Source organism: Type-A symbiont of Plautia stali (genome assembly GCF_059731155.1).
In genome coordinates, this window is record NZ_AP035891.1 from 3,780,149 (window position 1) to 3,797,713 (window position 17,565).

Sequence of the window (17,565 nt, forward strand, 5' to 3'; positions counted from 1 at the left end):
TTCCTTCCATTTCTGGCAGCGCTGTACGGCGATAAGGCTATCGCCGGCAGGCTGCGCCATGAGCAAAGAGAGACGATTATGACTGCAAGACAACTGCGCCTCGGCACCATTCTGCACGGCGCATCCGGCAATATGTCCGCCTGGCGTCATCCGGCGGCGCAGGCGGATGCCAGCATCAGTTTTGATTATGCCCGCCGTATCGCCCGTAAAGCCGAGGCTGGCAAACTGGATTTCCTGTTTGTCGCCGATGGCCTGTTCATCAATGAGAAATCGATCCCGCACTTTCTTAACCGCTTCGAACCGCTGACGCTGCTGTCGGCGCTGGCCGGCGTCACCGAGCATCTCGGCCTGGTCGGTACGGTGTCCACCTCCTACAGTGAGCCGTTCACCGTCGCCCGCCAGTTCGCCAGTCTCGACCATCTCAGCGGCGGGCGCGCGGGCTGGAATGTGGTGACTTCGCCGCTGGAGGGCTCGGCAAAAAACTTTTCGCGTCAGCAGCATCCCGAGCATGCGCTGCGCTACCGCATCGCCGACGAATACCTGCAGGTGGTTAAAGGGTTGTGGGATTCCTGGGAAAAGGGCGCGTTTGTGCGCAACAAAACCAGCGGTCAGTTCTATGCGCCTGACAAACTGCACACGCTGAATCATCACGGTGATTTTTTCTAGGTACAGGGGCCGCTGAACATTGAGCGCACGCCGCAGGGCCGGCCGATTATCTTTCAGGCGGGCGCCTCGGAAGATGGCCGCAAGCTGGCGGCGCGTCATGCCGATGCCATCTTCACCCATCAGCAAACGCGCGAAAAGGCGCAGGCGTTCTACCGGGATGTGAAGCAGCAGCTGGTGGCGAACGGGCGTGAACCGGGCGATCTGCATATTTTCCAAGGCGTCAGTGTGATCGTGGGGGAGGATGACGCAGACGTCGAGCGCCAGTACCAGACCACCGCGGCGCTGGTTTCGATTGAGGATGCACTCAACTATCTCGGTCGCTTCTTTGACCATCACGACTTCTCGCAGTATCCGCTCGACCAGCCGTTCCCGGACATTGGCGATATTGGCCAGAACAGCTTCCGTAGCACCACCGACGAAATCAAACGCAAAGCGCGCGAACACTGCCATACGCTGCGCCAGGCAGCGCTGGAAGCCGCGACGCCGCGTCCGCTGTTTCACGGCACGCCACAGCCGGTGGCGGATGGTCTGCAGCTGTGGTTCGAAAACGAAGCCACTGACGGTTTCATTATTCAGGGCGGCACGCCGGACACCTTCGAGCGTTTTGTTGATCAGGTGATTCCGGTTCTCCAGGCGCGCGGCCTGACGCGTCGCGAATACCCGGGGAGCACGCTGCGCGCCAGCTTTGGTCTGAAACAGCCGCTCAACCAGTTCACACCACAATAACGATGAGAAAACACGCTATGCAGAAAAAATCCCTGATTGCGCTGCTGTTACTGAGCCTGAGTAGTGCGGCACTGGCCGAGGACGTGGCCGTCAATGGTCAGCAGGTGAGCCTTGCCGCCAATAAAACGCCTATCAACACGCCGGCGAATCCTGCCGCCGTGGCGCAAATTCCGGCGGGCCACAAATTTGCCGTGCCGGGATCGTTCACCGTGGCGGTGGCGGCACTCAACTCGCCGCCGCTCACGGTATTCAGCGACGACAATAAAACGCTGCTAGGCAGTGAGGTGGATATCGCGCGTCTGGTGGCCGACAGCCTCGGGCTGAAGCTCAACATCGTGCCCACCTCGTGGGAGGACTGGCCGCTGGGCGTGGCATCGGGCAAATATAACGCGGCGATCACCAACGTGACGGTGACCAAAGATCGTAAACAGCTTTTTGATTTTGCCACCTACCGTAAAGATTCGCTGGGCTTCTATGTGAAAACCAGCAGCCCGATTACCTCGCTGAGCAAGACAGAAGATATCGCCGGCCTGCACATCATCGTGGGCTCCGGCACCAATCAGGAGGCCATCCTGCTGGCCGAAGGCGGCGCACATCGCGGTAACGGTGAAGAAAGACAACGGGCTGGTGCAGCAAATCAACACCGCGCTCAACGGCGTGATCAAAAACGGTGACTACGACAAGGTGCTGAACCGCTGGGGTGAAGGCGTGGAGCGTCTGGATCGTTCCGAGATCAATCCGCCCGGACTGGGCGATTAAGGAGGCGGCATGAGCCAGCAATTTTTCCGCGAAGTATCACCGGAAGCGCCGGAGCTGCAGCCGATTCTTGACGGTCTGTTTGGTGAATATGCAGCACGCTACGGCGATTTCTTCAGAAAGCACAATGAAGTTGAGCTGACGGAGTGGTATCTGCCGCCGCGCGGGCTGTTCATCGTGCTGGAGCGCGACGGTGAGAGCATCGCAATGGGCGCCTACAAACCGTGGGACGCCATCACCGCCGAGCTGAAGCGCATCTGGACGCGGCGCGACCTGCGCCGTCAGGGACTGGCACTGCTGATCCTGCAGGAGCTGGAGCGCCGGGCGCTGCGCGCGGGCTATCAGCGCGTGTTTCTCACCACCGGTTTCCGTCAGCCGGAAGCGGTACAGCTGTATATCGGCCACGGCTATCAGCCGCAGTTTGAGCTGCGCGAAGACATGGAGATTTACGGCCAGCCGCCGCACGATGCCGGCTGCGTTTTCTCAAAGTGATTGATGTGCACAACGTGGCGCAGGCCAGCTAAGGAGAGCCACCATGAGTAAGCAACAACCTTTGACCGTTGTGCCGGCACGCTATCCGGCGCGTACCGTCGGTGCCATCATCGCGCTGTTTATCCTTGCGGCGGTGATCGATTCCGTGGCCTTTAATCCACGCTGGGAGTGGAGCGTGTTTGCCCGCTGGTTTTTAGATCCGGTGATCCTCAATGGCCTAGGACAAACGCTGCTGCTGACGCTGTGCGGCACGCTGCTGAGTCTGATATTCGGCGGCCTGCTGGCCTTGGCGCGGCTCTCGTCATCGTGGCTGCTGAGCACGCTGGCGTTTGGCTATATCTGGCTGTTTCGCTCGCTGCCGCTGATTGTGGTGCTGATTATTCTGTATAACTTCTCGTACCTGTACGACACGCTGTCGTTCGGTATTCCATTCACCCCCCTATAGTGGGGGCACTTCCAGACCATCAACGTGCTCGGCCAGTTCCCGGCGGCGGTGATTGGCCTGACGCTGGTGCAGAGCGCGTATAGCGCTGAGATTATTCGCGGCGGGTTTCTTGGCGTCGATCACGGCCAGTTTGAAGCCGCTTCGGCGCTGGGATTATCGTCGTCGCGCCGCACGTTTCGCATCATTCTGCCGCAGGCGCTGCGCGCGATTATTCCCACCACCTTTAATGAGATAATCAGCCTCGCCAAGGGCACTTCAATGGTGTATGTGCTGGCGATGCCCGAGCTGTTTTACACCATCCAGATGATCTACAACCGTACCCAGCAGGTGATCCCGCTGCTGATGGTCGGAGCCGCTTGGTATCTGATCATCACCACCGTACTGTCGTTGCTGCAGCACAGCGTCGAGCGCTGGCTGGCACGCAGCGTCACGCGTGAACCGCAACCTTCGCGCTGGCGCCAGTGGCGCAACCGCAGCGTGAACCCTGCCGTCAACGAGGAGCTGTCTCATGTCAGAAGCCATTGATCACCGCTATCTGCATACCACCGGCGCCATCAGTATTACCGGCGTCAGCAAGACTTTTGGCCGGCATAAAGCGCTGGATGATGTGTCGCTTGAGCTGGCTCCCGGTTCGGTGACGGTGATCCTCGGGCCGTCCGGTTCTGGCAAATCGACGCTGCTGCGCACCATCAACCATCTGGAGCGCGTGGATGAAGGATTTATTCAGATCGATGGTGATTACATCGGCTACCAGCGGCGCGGCGATAAACTCTATGAGCTGAAAGAGAAGGCGATTTTGCGGCAGCGCATCAACGTCGGCTATGTGTTCCAGAACTTCAATCTGTTTCCGCATCTGACGGTGCTGGAAAATCTGATTGAAGCGCCGATTGCCCATCGTCAGCTGTCGCGCCGGTGAGCTGCTGGATGTGGTCGGCCTGCGGCACAAAGCCGATGCCTGGCCGCGGCATCTCTCTGGCGGCCAGCAGCAGAGCATTGCGATTGCGCGTGCCCTGATGCTTAACCCGCGCGTGATGCTGTTTGATGAGCCGACTTCGGCGCTCGACCCGGAACTGGTGGGCAAAGTGCTGGATGTGATTAAAAAACTGGCGCGATCCGGCACCACGCTGGTGATTGTCACGCACGAGATCGGCTTTGCGCGCGAAGTGGCGGATAACGTGGTGTTTATGGTTGACGGGCGCGTGGTTGAGCAGGGCAGCAGCCAGCAGGTGCTGAATCAGCCGCGTCATGAGCGCACCAAACGTTTCCTCGCCCGGGTGCTGTAATGAAGCAAGTGATAATAGTCGCGCTGGCGGGTGCGGTGCTGGCGGCACCCGCGACAGGCGCGTAACAGCTGGACGCCAGTCATAACGAAACGCCGATCACCATGGCGGCCAATCCGCAGGCGATCGCGAAGATCCCCGCCGGATTTCATTTTGTTCACCCCGGCTATTTAACCGTTGCCACCTCAGCCAATAATTCACCGCCGATTGGCCTCTGGGCGTCCGATAATAAAACGCTGATCGGCAGCGACCCGGACATTGCGCGCCTGCTGGCAGACAGCCTCGGTCTGAAACTCAGGCTGGTGCCGGCGGCGTGGGAAGACTGGCCGCTGGGCATCACGGCGGGGCGCTATGATGTGGCAATGTTTAATATTGCGGTGACCGAGGAGCGCAAGCAGAAGTTTGATTTCGCCACCTATCGCGCGGATAACCACGCCTTCGCGGTGAAAGCGGACAGTAAAATCAGCGCGATTCGTCGCCGGGAAGACGTGGCCGGCAAACGGATTATCGTGGGTTCCGGTACAAATCAGGAGCGAATATTACTAAGCTGGGATGAGAAAAATCGGGCGCAGGGCCTGGCCCCGGTGCAGCCGATTTATCTTAACGATGATGCCTCCGCCACGCTGGCGCTGCTCTCTGGCCGGGCCGATGCATCATTTGGCCCGCAGGCCATGGCTGCGTGGAAAGTGGCTTCGCGCGGGCAAACAAAATTGTCGGACACGGACCGTTTCGCGCCTGGGTGGCGGTCACCACGAAGAAGGGCAATGGCCTGGACGTCGCGCTGCAGCAGGCGATCAACGGCGCTATTGCTGGCGGCCAGTACCGCCAGGTGCTGGCAAGATGGGGTGAAGAGGGCGAGGCGGTGGAGATTTCGCAGGTTAATCCGCCGGGCATCGTTTATCAGGAGAATTAGGGCGGGGTGGTCAGGCGCGCGCGGGGTGGTCACCATAAATGGCGACCCTATAGTTCGCACGGGCTTTTCGGAGGGTGCGCATTCATGCGCACCGGCTAAAAAATTAAATGCCCGCCCGATTTACCCTGCTTTTTTAATCCACTGCAATGCTTCGGCGGCAGGCAGCGGGCGGGCAAAATGGTAGCCCTGGAATAAATGGCAACCCTTATTGCGCAGGTGCTCAAAATACTCCTTGCTCTCAATCCCTTCCGCCAGCACGTTCAGGCCCATCGCGCGCAACAGCTCAATGGTCTTTTGCACCACAATCGCCGCCGATTCGTTTTCAAAAATGTGCATGATCAGGGATTTATCAATCTTAATATCATCAATAGCGAAATCACTGAGCAACTTAAGCGAAGAGTAGCCGACGCCGAAATCGTCGATCGCCCACTTAATCCCTAACAGGCTGAAGTGGTTGATGACATCACCAATGCGCTGCTGATCGTAAATAAAGGTGGTCTCGGTAATTTCAAACTTCAGCCGCTCGGGGCGGATTTTATACTGTGACAGCGTCAGCTGCGTGTCATGGGTGAAGTCGCGGTGCATCAACTGCAGCGGGCTGATATTGATGGAAAATACCAGCGGAGGCAGTCGCAGCACGCGATCCCACTCGACGATTTGCTGGAGCATGCGCTCCAGCACCCACTTGCCAATATCGATAATCAGCCCGCTTTTTTCGGCTACCGGAATAAACACCTCCGGCGAGATAAAGCCTTTCTCCGGGTGCTTCCAGCGCAGCAGCGCTTCAAAACCGATGAGGTTTTTGTCGCCATCGACCTGCGGCTGAGAATAGAGCTCCAGCTGCTGGCGCTCGATGGCGGACGCGAGTTCGCGCTTGATAAGATCGGTGGCGGAATAATTGCCGCCATAGGTAAACACGGTCGACAGCAGTGCCGTCACCGGCACCGCACAATTGAAAACGGTAAAAACGGCTTCCTGCGGAATATTCAGATGGAAACGATTATTTTCCCAGGTCAAACCGGTGGTGACAAAAAACAGATAACACAGCAGGCACAGCAGCGGAAATATTTTACTCAGATAAAAGGATTGCTGGCGCAACACCAGTGCCGAACCGATGATTAAGGCCACCAGGATAGTTATATTCTGAACGCTTGCCGGCAGCGTGATGATTATCCACCAGCAACAGCACGATGATGGTAAATAATAACGCATGGGTAATGACCGCCAGGTGCCGCTCCAGCCGGTCGCTGAAGGCGCCGATGATGATGTAGCCCCCCAGCACTATACTGGCGACGCCGGCAATCAGCAGCGTCAGGCGGAGCTTTTTTTCCGGGCTATCACCCTGCAGAATGAAGGGCAGATTACTGATGCGCGACTAGGCTGAACTCAACAAAGGGTTCATAAACGGTTCCGGTTTTTATTGTCATGACGCGTAAAGGTGTAAACGCCACATAATATATTTAAGCGAGACGACTGTCATAATTGTTTTCAGATTATTTGCGCGTTAAGCGCGGATTTTTATATTTGACATAAGCGGCGTCAAATAGCGCAACGCATTCAGGCGCAATATTTAACGCAGCCAGCGATAAGCGATGCGCTATACCGGCGAAGGCGCGCACAGTGCGACTTGATTGCTCCTCGCCAGTGACGGAGTCGCAGGGTAGAATGTCAGACCGGCGCGTCAACGGTGCGCCTGACAATGACAGCCGGAACCGCAGCCGGATACGCGTCACCAGGTTGGACTAACCCACTTTCAACATACTGATTGCAATGAAAATTCGTTTCTTATCTGCTAATGAACTCAAGCTGGCCGAGGTGCGTACCATCCTTGAGCCGGTGGGTGTCGAAGTGGTGCCCATTGCGCGCCGTATTGAAGAGATTCAGACCGAAAATGAGGTTGAGCTGGTTCGTGACAAACTGACTAAAGCCTTTTCAATCATTGGCCGCCCGCTATTTGTCGAGCATACCGGTCTGTATCTGGATGGACTCAATGGCCTGCCAGCCGGACTGACGCGCATCTTCTGGAGCCGGCTGAACGCGGAACGCTTTACCAAACTGGTGAACGGGCTGGACAGCCCGGGCGTGACCGCCAAAACCGTCCTCGGCTACTGTGACGGGCGCAAAATGTACCAGTTTGAAGGCCAGCTGCGCGGCACCATTGCACGGGAGCCGGCGGGGCCGCGTGAATTTCAGTGGGACTGCGTCTTTATCCCGGAAGGGCACACCCAGACGTTCGCTGAAATGGGCGAACTGAAAAACGAAATCTCGATGCGCCGCCTGGCGCTGGATCGCTTTGCCACCTTTCTGAAAACTTCGCGGGGACTGGCATGAAACCGGAACTCAAACGCGCTTACGATGCCGGCAAACTGATTCTGTTCGCCGGTGCGGGCATCTCACGCAATCTCGGACTGCCGGAGTGGCACGAGCTGATTGCGCATCTGGCTAATGAGCTGGGCTACGATCCGAAAATCTTCAATACCTACGGCACCCATTTGTCGCTGGCGGAGTATTACAAACAGCGCAAAGGCTCGCTCGGCCCGCTGCGCAGCTGGATGGATCGCGAGTGGCACCGTCCGGACATCGATGTGCGCAGCTCTGAAATCCACACCATGATCACCCAAGGCAATTTCTCGCGTATCTACACCACCAATTACGACCGCTGGCTGGAGATGGCGCATGAAGCGCACAACGTGCCGTACAGTAAGGTCGCTAACGCTGCTGATCTGGTGTCGCTGACCGAAGATAAGCGCCATATTATTAAACTTCATGGCGATTTTGACGATGATACATCCATCGTTCTGGATGAGAGCAGCTACTTCGAGCGGCTCTATTTTGACTCGCCGCTGGATATCAAACTGACCCATGACGTCATGGGTAACTCCGTGCTGTTTGTTGGCTACAGCATCAGCGATTTCAATATCCGTCTGCTGTTTTATCGCCTGACAAAGATGTGGGGCCGCACCGGACTGGCGACCGCACGGCCTAAATCCTACCTGTTCACCAACCGCAATAATCCGGTGGCGAAAGAGGTATTGGGGCAGTGGGGCATTGAGATGATCGTGTCTGAAGAGGACGATCCGCGCAAAGCGCTGGCAACATTCCTCGAAGAGCTGCTGGCTTAAACGGCGAGCAGAAAACCGTTGGCTAAAAAAAGCTGAATGAAACATACTGTATATAAACACAGTGAATGGGGTGCATCATGGCAGTCGAAACCAAATATGTTGTGGTCAGAAAGGGTGAAGAGAAGATGACGTTTGCCAATAAAAAAAACGCAGATGCATGGGACAAAATACTCGATATGACCGACGCGTTCACCGACTGGCTGCAGCAACATCAGTCAGCAATGGATGAGGCCCAGGCCGAAGCGCTGGGTATGCTGCTGGCCGAACAGAAAGACGCGGTGCAACACATTCTGCGCACCAGCAAACTGCCGGACGCGGTGAAAGACAGCGGCGAAACCGCTGCTGACGACAGCGATACGGCTGCGCCGGAAAAAGAGAAGAAGGTGTGTGCGGTCAAAGCCGCCTGAGGAACAGCGCGTTCGCTTTGCGCTGCTGAATCCGGGCCAGCCTCTGTGCTGGCCCGAGAATCGTGCAAAGGATCAGTGCGTGAAAAGAGAGAAGGTGCCTGAGTAGTAACTGACCATCCACGCCACATACACCAGCCAGACCACCATTAACCCTGCCAGACTCAATTTACCTGCTATGTTGCATTCCTCTTGTTATGCGGCGCGTTGCGCCCGTACGCAATAACCTGACAGCACAACGAAGTGGCGATCTTGCGCCAGATCAAATTCCCTCTTTTTTACTGCATCGTCTTAGCATTTTTAATGGCGACTCAAAGTAGCAACAGCTGTTGATGGTTTTCTGATCGGACCTGCCATGCCATCAAGTTCCCGGATTGTGCGCCGATAGAGTGATTACAGGGATGCAGGTGCACAGGGCATGATTCTTTTTCAGTAATAAAGTGTCAACACCAGGAGCGCCGACATGGCCACAACCGTATCTAATAAGAAAAAAATGAGCACCCGCACACAAATGCTGCTGACGGGCGCCTTAACCATCACCCTAGGCTTCGCCGTGACTATCGGCGTGCTCAGCTGGCAGTCCAGCAATGAGCAAAAATCGCTGCGCTGATTGAGGAGTCCGGGCAGCGCGTCGGCAGCGGTGTGCAGCTGGTGCAGGATGCCGGTAAAACCATGCAGGAGATGACGCAGGCGGTGAACTCGGTGCGCACCATTATCGGCGAGATTGTTATCGCGTCAGACGAGCAGGCGCGCGGCATCAGCTAGGTAACGATAGCAGTGAACGAGATGGATGGCACTACCCAGCAGAACGCCGCGCTGGTCCAGCAGATGTCAGCCGCCGCCAGTTCGCTGGAAGACTAGGAGGCACAGCTGGCGCATACCGTGGGACGTTTTCACCTCAGCTGAGGTCCGTGACAGGTCGCAGGCACGCTGCGTAAATCAAGACGGTCGCCACGTCTGGCGACCGTCTTATTCCTTTCCTTTCATCCGTTTCGCCGTGACGGCATCATGCGCAGTAGGGTGTTGTCTTTAATCAGATAATGATGCACCAGCGCAGCCGCCGCGTGCAGGCCAATCAGCCAGTAGCCTTAAGGCGCGAGGGTTTCGTGCCAGTCGCTCAGCATATCGGCAAAGTCCGGATCCGGGCTGGCGCTGACCGGCATCGGAATCGCGAAAATCCACCAGTTACGGCCCATGTAGAAGCGCGAGAGAATGCCGAGGATCGGCAGCACGATAAAGAACAGATAGATCGCCAGATGCATCAGATGCGCCAGTCCGGTTTGCCAGTGCGGCGGCTGGGGTTCGATTTTCGGGCTGCGATGGCGAAAACGCAGCACAATGCGTGACTGCATCAGCAACAGCACACGACTGCCGGCGCTGAAATGTCCGACGATCATGGTGTAGCCTTGCCAGGATCCGCGCGTGAATAAGCCGCGAAACTCCATGGTGCAGTAAGCGGTGGCCACCAGTACCAGCGTCAGCCAGTGAATAAAGATTTGCGCAGGGGCATATTTGTTACGCATAGCCAGTCCGAAAATAAACGGTGTGGGATGCTTAACATAGCGAAAAACGCGCTGAATTAATTCATTTTTTGCCACATCCTGTCCGGCTGCCTGCAACAGCTGACGCAGCAGGGCGGCAAGCTGCTGCTGCTGCCGATCGTCCAGCGTGGCCAGCAGCGCGTTCTGCGTTTGCGTATGCACCTGCAGCGCCTGCTCAATCCTCGTCAGGCCGGCTGGCGTCAGGGTCACCAGCATGCTGCGCTTATCATCGGCATCGGCAACACACGCAATCAATCCCTCTTCTTCCAGCCGGTTAAGCCGGTTGGTCATGGCACCGGAGGTGACCAGCAGCGATTTGTAGAGCTGCGTGGGCGACAGCCGGTAAGGTGCCCCGGCACGCCGCAGCGTAGCCAGCACATCAAATTCGCCGTCGCGAAAACCAAAGGGAGCCAGCGCCTCAGCGCGCTTTTTCGCCAGATGCTTCATCAGGCGCAGCATGCGGCCAAAAATCGCCATAGAAGAGGCGTCCAGCTCCGGCATCGCGCTGGCCCATTGCGCAACGACAAAATCTACGTGGTCAGTCATGTTAATTCTCATCAGTTCACGGCGGGCAATGTGCTGCTTTGTGCGCACCCGCTATCGTTCTTCCGCAAAGTATCTTAGCGTTAAGATACTTTGGCGTGTAGAGACAGAATGTGAATCGTACCTTACCTGCTGTTGGCTTGTTTGCTTTACTGGTTTTTGTGATGGCGCTGAATTTGCGTCCGGTGATGGCGGCCATCGGACCGCTGTTCCTGCAACTGCAGCACGATGCAGGGCTCAGTTCAACGCAGCTGAGCCTGCTGACGACGCTGCCGGTCATTATGATGGGGCTGCCGGCGCTGGCCGGGCCGCTGCTGCTGCGCAGGCTGGGTGAGACGCGCGGCATTGCCGCTGGCCTGATAGTGCTGGTGCTCGCGGGTGGCGCGCGTGGCGTTGATCACCGCGCCGCCATGCTGACCGCCAGCGCGCTGCTGGCCGGCATCGGCATCGGGCTGATCCAGGCGCTGATGCCCGCGCTCATCAAGCGTCACTTCGCATCGTGTGCCGGTACGCTAATGGCACTGTTCACCACCGGTATTATGGCCGGAGCCGCAGTGGCCGCAGCCAGCGCCGCGCCGCTCGCCAGCCATGCCAGCCTGACAATCGCCCTGATGCTGCCGTCGCTACCGGCGCTGATCGCATTAATATTATGGTTGCGTCTGCAGCCTGTGACCACGAGAGTAAACACGCCACCGGCCGGCGGCGTACACCGCACGCGGCGCGCCTGGCTGTTGATGCTGTTTTTTGGCATCGGCACCGGTGCTTACACGCTGGTGCTGGCGTGGCTGCCGCCATTTTACATGCAATACGGCTGGCTGCCGGCGCAGAGCGGCTACGTGCTGGGCGCATTAACCCTGACCGAAGTCGCCGCCGGATTTATGCTCTCCGCGCTGATTCATCGCTGCCGCTGGTGGTGCTGGCTTCAATCCTGCTGGGGCTGATCGTACTGCTGTGGCTGGGCGGCGAACGCGCCTGGTTGCCGACGCTGCTGCTGGGGTTGGGGATCGGTGCGCTGTTTCCGCTATCGCTGATCGTCACGCTTGATCATGCCCGTACGCCGGAAGAAGCCACTGCGCTGCTGTCGTTCGTGCAGGGCGGCGGCTATATGCTGGCCGCGCTGATGCCGCTGATGGCCGGCATCGTGCGCGACCGCGCAGCATCGCTCGACAGCGCGTGGCAGATAATGGCGGCTGGCGTGCTGATACTGATGCTGATGGCGCTGCGACTCAAACCCCAGCGATAACGGCAGGAAATCATTGTCAGACGGAATACGCTGCTTTATAAACCGTGCAGAGTGTGAGGATCGATAAATCAGGAGCAATGATGTCCCCGCAGGTCGGTGTTGGCGTATTAATTTTCCGCAATGGCAAGCTGTTGCTCGGCCAGCGAAAGGCAGACACGGTGCCGGTGACTAGTCGGCGCCGGGCGGCCATCTGGAGTTTGGTGAATCACCGGAAGCCTGTGCGCAGCGGGAAGTGCTGGAGGAGACCGGTTTACAGCTGCACAGCGTACACAACGGCGCCTTCGTCAGCGATGTGTTTCCGGCGGTCAACCGGCACTATATTACGCTGCTGATGGTGGCGCCGGACGCCAGCGGCGAGCCGCAGCTGCGGGAACCGGATAAGTGCGCAGGCTGGCACTGGTTCGCGCCTGAGGCGCTGCCTGAACCGTTGTTTGCCCCGCTGCAAAGCTGGCTGGCGCGCGACGGTCTGGCAGCACTGCAGGCACTGGCCCAGGTTAAACATCGCTAACCGTATTGCTTCATCGAGGCTTCCGCATCTTCTCCGGCCGGGATGCGCATCGGTGCGGCGGGATCGGTCGCGACACGCCACACGGCAGCGGCAACGTCCTGTGCTTTAGTGGTTGGCTGGGGCTGCTGCATACCGGCGATAATGCCATCAAACATCGGCTGGTAAGGCTCGAGCAAGGTGTTTTCCATGCGCGGCCGGGCGTTTTTGCCGAAGTCGGTGGTGGGTGCCAGCCCGGGCAATACCAGTCTCACCTGAACATTAAAGGGTTGCAGTTCCAGCGCCAGCGACTCGGTAAAGGCGTTGACTGCCGCTTTGCTGCCGGTATAAACCGCCTGCAGCGGCAGGGATTTCAGCGTCACCGTCGAGGTCACATTGATCACCATGCCACTGTTTTTCGCACGGAACTGCGGTATTACCGCCTGCGTCATGGCGATGGTGCCCAGCGTGTTGGTTTCGAACACCTCCCGCACCGAGGACATTGGCGCGCCTTCCAGCGAGGTTAATAATCCGATGCCGGCATTGTTGACAAGCACATTAATCTCTCCTGCTTCAGCCAGCGTTTGCCTGATGCTGGCGGCATCGGTGACATCCAGTGGCAGCAGGCGCAGATGGGCGGATTCAGGAAACAGTTCGGCGCGCGGGGTGCGCATGGTGGCGATGACTTTCCAGCCGCGCTCCAGAAACCAGAGCGCAGTAGCATGACCAAAACCAGAAGAGCAGCCGGTGATTAAAATGGTTTTCATTGTTCACTCCTGCATTGCGTTGGGTAAGAGCTCACTATAAAGTGCCACTACCGGACTCACTACAACGTACAGTCCTAGTTTCATTTGTAGGAGTCCATTATGATCGATCCGCTCGCCGAAATGGTGTCACTGTTACAGCCCGAGGCGGCTTATTCCAAGCGCGCGCGTGCCAATGGATTATGGCGTGTGCAGCGCAGTGAGACTGGCCAGCCGTTTTACTGCGTGGTGCTGGAGGGGCGCAGCCGACTGGAAATGAAAGGTCATTCTCCGGTTGCCCTTGAGCAGGGGGACTTTGTCCTGATTCCGGCTGCGTGGGAGTTTTGCATGACCAGCGAGCAGCCACCGGCAGCAGATGCGCCTGATTCTATGCCGGAGATGCTTGCGCCGGGCGAAGTGTGGCTTGGCGATCGGCAGCAGCCAGCCGAGGTACAAACGCTGATTGGTTACTGCCAGTTTGCCGCACCCGACGCGGGATTGATTGTCTCGTTACTGCCACAGTTTATTCATGTGCGTGGCGCATCGCGCCTGACCACGCTGGTGCAGCTGGTCAGGGATGAGTGCCGTGCACAGCGTCCGGCACGGCAGATCGTGCTGGAACGTTTGCTGGAATTACTGCTGATCGAGGCGCTGCGCGCAATGCCAGCGGCGAATGCATCGCTTGGCGTGATGCGGGGACTGGCCGGGGCGATTCGCGCCATCCACGCCAGGCCTGCCCATGGCTGGACGGTGCCCCAGCTGGCGAAACACGCGGCGCTATCGCGCTCGGCGTTTTTCGTACGTTTTCGCGATGCAGTGGGCATGGCTCCGATGGCGTATCTGCTGACGTGGCGCATGGCGCTGGCGAAAAATCTGCTGCGCAGCAGTCGCTTGTCAGTGGCCGACGTGGCTGAACGGGTGGGTTACCGCTCTGCCAGCGCCTTTAGCATCGCTTTCACCCGTTTCACCGGCCAGACGCCGACCGGCTTCGCTGGCGCGGAACGGCGCAACGGCACCGCAGAGGCTGAGCCAGCAATCGCCCGGATAAGTTAATCACGCCCGGAGTGGCGGCCAGCGTAAGATGGGTCGCCATAAAGCGTGCAATGCCATTCAGTTTAAAAATTACCCTGATAATGCCGGTGCGCATAAATGCGCACCCTACAAACCGTGCCGTTACCCGGCAGGGGCGCCATTTATGGTGACCAGGAAATACTTGCGTGGGCCGCAGACGACCATACAAGAATCGTTTTAAATCAAAGCATCATTAAAACAAAGAATTACAACTTCATCAGAGAGCGATAATTGCTTCAATTTCGATTTTCAGATCGGGGCAAAACAGCTGGCTAATCTGCACCAATGAACTGGCGGGCAGGTGTTCGCCGTAATGCCGGTAAAGCACGTCGCGCAATGCATTTATTTCGGTGAATGAAGTGATAAAAATCGTCACTTTAATCAGATTTTTCGCGTCGAACAGGGCGCGGATTTTGACGGGCGCGGCCTGACTCTGTCAATGAACAGCCCGTTTGCTACCGGCGTGTACGGCAGCGGCGCGGGCACCGACATTGATACCCACGGCGCGACGCTGAACATCGCCAGCTTTGCCAGCGGGCTGAACATCACTGATGGCGCCTGCGCCATCAGTGATGCCGCGACGCGTATTCACCTCAACGGGTCTGATGCCCGCGTCGCCATCGCTGACGGTAATCGCTATACGCTGCAGGGTAACGTTGTTAACCCTAATACGCAGTTCGACCCGAACACTTTACTGATCAATCTGATAGGACGTGAGATATTTAAAAGGGAAACGTGCGATAAATGTGGATCTACCTGGGACAAACTGGATCTATCTGGGACAGGTTACGGTAATTAAGTTTCACACAGTGAAACGTCGGAGAGAAAAACATAACCTGTACACCAGATAGTGAGTATTGGGTTAATGCTAACCAGACAATAGAAGAATATTTCATATGCTCGATTCATCACTTGTTGTGCAATGAGGGTAAAATCCTCAACGTCATTAAAGGTGTTTACTAGTCTGTTTGCCATATGTATACAAGAATGTTCTGCGAGAAAGCACTAATGAGTCCTGGCAACACGAGGCGAAGGAGGATTGAATGATAGAGGCATCGCTGCTGAATCTGCCCTGGGCAACTCTGGTAACACTGGCCTCTGGCTACATCGGTTATTTTATTGCCAATGTTGGCTTGAAACAGCACCATAAGCCTGTTGATATCACGTTTACGACCCTGGTCTTTTGTCTTTTACCCGCCGGGCTTTATCATTCAGCAGTGTGGTTGGGGTTCAACACCTACATAGCATCTGTTCCGGCTGTTATCTCTGCTTTTATTGCAGGTTCGGTTTGGCGCAAATACGGCAAGAAATGGATGTATGGCCTCCTGCGGAAATATGATATATCGTGGTCTGACAGCACCCACTCTGCCTGGCAGAGGATGTTTGACCAGCGTGGCTACTATGTTTCGGAAGTCTATGTTTACCTGAAAAATGGCTCAACGCTTTTGTCGGAAGCACCTGGCCACTTTGAAGGGCAACCATGCGGATGCTTTGTTCTGGGAAACGAAAAAGACATTTTGCTCTATGTAACCCATGAAAAAGCGGCTGGCAGCACAGACTGGAAAGCATGCAGTGATGTACTGCATGAAACCTGGGGAGCACTGGCGACTTATGTCCCTGCGGATCAGATAGCGCGGGTACAGGTAAGGAGAACCAGGTTCAAAGAGGCAAGGGTTCTCCCTGAAGAGTAACGTTATTGTCGGGCTGGTCTGGATGGCGGTGGTGTGACTGGTTTAGAAGATGAGTCTGTTTTCTCATTACGAAGCGTATCTTTGTCGAAAACAATCGTCACCATACCTTTGGAGTCGTCAGAGTAGTCAACGCGGTCATGCCTCTGGTCTTTGTTATTACTCATTGCACTTTCCTCACGTAGTATAAGAATCGATGTACTAGCAAACGAGATTCTAGATTATCGTTGAGGAAAGATGCAATGGCAGGTGATTTTGATTCTGTTTTCTCTTTCACATACTGAAAAGTAATTACAGCAGGAAAGCCATCAGGCTCTTCTCCTGACTGAACCGGATACGACTTCAAGCAGCAACATGATTTCAATAATCGGTCGATTTGAGTACTGATTTCTGTTTCACTATGTGAAACTTAATTACCTCACCCGTCCCAGATAGATCCAGTTTGTCCCAGGTAGATCCACATTTATCGCACGTTTCCCTTTTAAATATCTCACGTCCTATCACCATTTGGCTGCCTTTTTTATGTATGTGCGCATCGATCATTGCGTGCGCTGTTTAACCTGGTGCGCATCAATGCGCACCTTACGGTTTTGCAGGGGCGCCGTTAATCCGGCGACCGCGCGGACACTCGATTAACGGCGCGGATACTGCTCGCTGTTCACCCAAGCGTGATCCTTCTCCCAGGTAAATTTCCACAGCCGTACCGGCCCGGCCATCACGTTCAGATAATAATTATCGTAACCGGCCAGAGTCGCCACCGGATGATAACCGCGCGGCACCGTCACCACATCGCGGTTATACGGGGCCATACACTCGTCGAGCGAACGGTCGTCGGTGTACACGCGCTGCATGGCGAAACCGGACTCAGGATCGAAACGGTGATAATAGGTCTCTTCCAGATAGGTTTCGTCCGGGCTGTCCTTCTCATCGTGCTTGTGACTGGGATACGAACTGGTCGCGCCCTCGTCGGTATACACTTCCACCACCAGCAGGCTGTCGGCCGGTTGATTATCCGGCAGAATGTTATGCACCAGGCGCTGGTTGCGCCCTTTGCCACGGTGCTCCACGCCAACATCCTGCGGTGCAATTAGCCGTGCGGGCAGATTGCCACCGCCCGGCGCACTGCATACAGCCAGCTCCAGATCGCTGTCGGCAGTGACTTCAACCTCATCATGATGCGGCACGTAAACCGAGTAAGGCGGCGTGCGCTCAAACGGCGACAGGCGCTTACCGATGCCAGGGAATTCTACGTCGCGGGTTTTCACCGACGCCAGACCGGCCACCAGCACCAGGCACAGCTCTCTCTCGCCGCTGCTTAACCGCAGCGTCTGGCCCTTTTTCAGCAGATAAGCGTCAAAGCCCACGTATTCCCAGCCTGCGCTCTCGGGCGTCACGTGCTGGATACGCCCGTGGCTGTCCGGCTGCTGCACTTTTGAAATCAGTAACAT

11 protein-coding genes and 12 pseudogenes are annotated in these 17,565 nt (G+C 56.7%); 16 read left to right on the plus strand and 7 right to left on the minus strand.

Annotation, left to right across the window (positions count from 1 at the left end):
• The first annotated feature begins 78 nt into the window (after positions 1–78).
• The 6 pseudogenes from AC6I8M_RS20035 to AC6I8M_RS20060 all read left to right on the plus strand — a co-directional run bounded on the left by AC6I8M_RS20035 (position 79) and on the right by AC6I8M_RS20060 (position 5,278).
• Positions 79–1,392: pseudogene (locus AC6I8M_RS20035) on the plus strand (LLM class flavin-dependent oxidoreductase).
• Between the two features lie 17 nt (positions 1,393–1,409).
• Positions 1,410–2,151: pseudogene (locus AC6I8M_RS20040) on the plus strand (transporter substrate-binding domain-containing protein).
• Between the two features lie 9 nt (positions 2,152–2,160).
• A pseudogene (locus AC6I8M_RS20045) lies at positions 2,161–2,672 on the plus strand (GNAT family N-acetyltransferase).
• 11 nt (positions 2,673–2,683) lie between these two features.
• Positions 2,684–3,610: pseudogene (locus tag AC6I8M_RS20050) on the plus strand (amino acid ABC transporter permease).
• A pseudogene (locus AC6I8M_RS20055) lies at positions 3,594–4,368 on the plus strand (amino acid ABC transporter ATP-binding protein). The pseudogenes AC6I8M_RS20050 and AC6I8M_RS20055 overlap by 17 nt, the downstream one beginning before the upstream one ends.
• Before the next feature lie 68 nt (positions 4,369–4,436).
• Positions 4,437–5,278, plus strand: a pseudogene (locus AC6I8M_RS20060) (ABC transporter substrate-binding protein).
• A gap of 120 nt (positions 5,279–5,398) precedes the next feature.
• On the opposite strand, the gene AC6I8M_RS20065 reads toward AC6I8M_RS20060, so the two are convergent.
• Both AC6I8M_RS20065 and AC6I8M_RS20070 read right to left on the minus strand, forming a co-directional pair.
• On the minus strand, positions 5,399–6,406 hold the full coding sequence (locus tag AC6I8M_RS20065) for a putative bifunctional diguanylate cyclase/phosphodiesterase (RefSeq protein ID WP_010618049.1): 1,008 nt from the start codon (positions 6,404–6,406) through the stop codon (positions 5,399–5,401).
• Positions 6,348–6,560 (minus strand): hypothetical protein, encoded by a 213-nt coding sequence (locus AC6I8M_RS20070; RefSeq protein ID WP_318285242.1) that lies wholly within the window; start codon positions 6,558–6,560, stop codon positions 6,348–6,350. The genes AC6I8M_RS20065 and AC6I8M_RS20070 overlap by 59 nt, the downstream gene beginning before the upstream one ends.
• Positions 6,561–7,048: 488 nt before the next feature.
• Between AC6I8M_RS20070 and AC6I8M_RS20075 the strand changes: the two genes are divergently transcribed.
• The 5 genes and pseudogenes from AC6I8M_RS20075 to AC6I8M_RS20095 all read left to right on the plus strand — a co-directional run.
• A complete protein-coding gene (locus AC6I8M_RS20075; RefSeq protein WP_010618047.1) occupies positions 7,049–7,609 on the plus strand; it encodes a non-canonical purine NTP pyrophosphatase in 561 nt (186 codons plus the stop codon).
• The gene (locus tag AC6I8M_RS20080; RefSeq protein ID WP_010618046.1) at positions 7,606–8,400 is read left to right on the plus strand and encodes an SIR2 family protein; all 795 of its coding nucleotides are present in this window, start codon (positions 7,606–7,608) and stop codon (positions 8,398–8,400) included. The genes AC6I8M_RS20075 and AC6I8M_RS20080 overlap by 4 nt, the downstream gene beginning before the upstream one ends.
• 77 nt (positions 8,401–8,477) lie before the next feature.
• Complete coding sequence (locus tag AC6I8M_RS20085; protein WP_498013581.1) at positions 8,478–8,807, plus strand: YebG family protein; 330 nt, start codon at positions 8,478–8,480, stop codon at positions 8,805–8,807.
• Between the two features lie 460 nt (positions 8,808–9,267).
• Positions 9,268–9,414, plus strand: coding sequence for a hypothetical protein (locus tag AC6I8M_RS20090; protein ID WP_022548101.1), 147 nt, complete (start codon positions 9,268–9,270; stop codon positions 9,412–9,414).
• Positions 9,399–9,665 (plus strand): annotated as a pseudogene (locus AC6I8M_RS20095) (methyl-accepting chemotaxis protein); the annotation flags it as partial. The gene AC6I8M_RS20090 and the pseudogene AC6I8M_RS20095, both read left to right, overlap by 16 nt.
• 122 nt (positions 9,666–9,787) lie before the next feature.
• Here the strand turns inward: AC6I8M_RS20095 and cybB are convergent.
• Positions 9,788–10,327 (minus strand): annotated as a pseudogene (gene cybB / locus AC6I8M_RS20100) (cytochrome b561).
• Positions 10,328–10,414: 87 nt separating this feature from the next.
• Positions 10,415–10,891 (minus strand): annotated as a pseudogene (locus AC6I8M_RS20105) (MarR family winged helix-turn-helix transcriptional regulator); the annotation flags it as partial.
• Between the two features lie 110 nt (positions 10,892–11,001).
• Here AC6I8M_RS20105 and AC6I8M_RS20110 point away from each other — a divergent pair.
• Together AC6I8M_RS20110 and AC6I8M_RS20115 are read left to right on the plus strand one after the other, a co-directional pair.
• Positions 11,002–12,131: pseudogene (locus AC6I8M_RS20110) on the plus strand (MFS transporter).
• 77 nt (positions 12,132–12,208) lie between these two features.
• Positions 12,209–12,639: pseudogene (locus tag AC6I8M_RS20115) on the plus strand (nucleotide triphosphate diphosphatase NUDT15).
• Here AC6I8M_RS20115 and AC6I8M_RS20120 read toward each other — a convergent pair.
• Positions 12,636–13,382, minus strand: a complete 747-nt coding sequence (locus tag AC6I8M_RS20120; RefSeq protein WP_010618041.1) for an SDR family oxidoreductase — start codon at positions 13,380–13,382, stop codon at positions 12,636–12,638. The pseudogene AC6I8M_RS20115 and the gene AC6I8M_RS20120 sit on opposite strands and share 4 nt — an antisense overlap.
• 99 nt (positions 13,383–13,481) lie before the next feature.
• On the opposite strand from AC6I8M_RS20120, the gene AC6I8M_RS20125 reads away from it, so the two are divergent.
• Complete coding sequence (locus tag AC6I8M_RS20125; RefSeq protein ID WP_010618040.1) at positions 13,482–14,411, plus strand: AraC family transcriptional regulator; 930 nt, start codon at positions 13,482–13,484, stop codon at positions 14,409–14,411.
• A gap of 235 nt (positions 14,412–14,646) precedes the next feature.
• Here the strand turns inward: AC6I8M_RS20125 and AC6I8M_RS20130 are convergent.
• Positions 14,647–14,826 (minus strand): annotated as a pseudogene (locus tag AC6I8M_RS20130) (RidA family protein); the annotation flags it as partial.
• Positions 14,827–14,868: 42 nt separating this feature from the next.
• Between AC6I8M_RS20130 and AC6I8M_RS20135 the strand changes: the two are divergent.
• Complete coding sequence (locus tag AC6I8M_RS20135) at positions 14,869–15,228, plus strand: hypothetical protein (RefSeq protein ID WP_022548105.1); 360 nt, start codon at positions 14,869–14,871, stop codon at positions 15,226–15,228.
• A gap of 244 nt (positions 15,229–15,472) precedes the next feature.
• Positions 15,473–16,120, plus strand: coding sequence for a hypothetical protein (locus AC6I8M_RS20140; protein WP_022547328.1), 648 nt, complete (start codon positions 15,473–15,475; stop codon positions 16,118–16,120).
• A gap of 629 nt (positions 16,121–16,749) precedes the next feature.
• Here AC6I8M_RS20140 and iolB read toward each other — a convergent pair.
• Positions 16,750–17,565 (minus strand): 5-deoxy-glucuronate isomerase, encoded by an 816-nt coding sequence (iolB, locus tag AC6I8M_RS20145; protein WP_022548108.1) that lies wholly within the window; start codon positions 17,563–17,565, stop codon positions 16,750–16,752.

Excerpts from the sequence above, each read along its gene's own strand:
- AC6I8M_RS20075 (WP_010618047.1), top strand. The coding sequence starts at position 7,049 with ATGAAAATTCGTTTCTTATCTGCTAATGAACTCAAGCTGGCCGAGGTG.
- AC6I8M_RS20080 (WP_010618046.1), top strand. The coding sequence starts at position 7,606 with ATGAAACCGGAACTCAAACGCGCTTACGATGCCGGCAAACTGATTCTG.
- AC6I8M_RS20085 (WP_498013581.1), top strand. The coding sequence starts at position 8,478 with ATGGCAGTCGAAACCAAATATGTTGTGGTCAGAAAGGGTGAAGAGAAG.
- AC6I8M_RS20090 (WP_022548101.1), top strand. The coding sequence starts at position 9,268 with ATGGCCACAACCGTATCTAATAAGAAAAAAATGAGCACCCGCACACAA.
- AC6I8M_RS20120 (WP_010618041.1), bottom strand. The coding sequence starts at position 13,382 with ATGAAAACCATTTTAATCACCGGCTGCTCTTCTGGTTTTGGTCATGCT.
- AC6I8M_RS20125 (WP_010618040.1), top strand. The coding sequence starts at position 13,482 with ATGATCGATCCGCTCGCCGAAATGGTGTCACTGTTACAGCCCGAGGCG.
- AC6I8M_RS20135 (WP_022548105.1), top strand. The coding sequence starts at position 14,869 with ATGAACAGCCCGTTTGCTACCGGCGTGTACGGCAGCGGCGCGGGCACC.
- AC6I8M_RS20140 (WP_022547328.1), top strand. The coding sequence starts at position 15,473 with ATGATAGAGGCATCGCTGCTGAATCTGCCCTGGGCAACTCTGGTAACA.
- iolB (WP_022548108.1), bottom strand. The coding sequence starts at position 17,565 with ATGTTACTGATTTCAAAAGTGCAGCAGCCGGACAGCCACGGGCGTATC.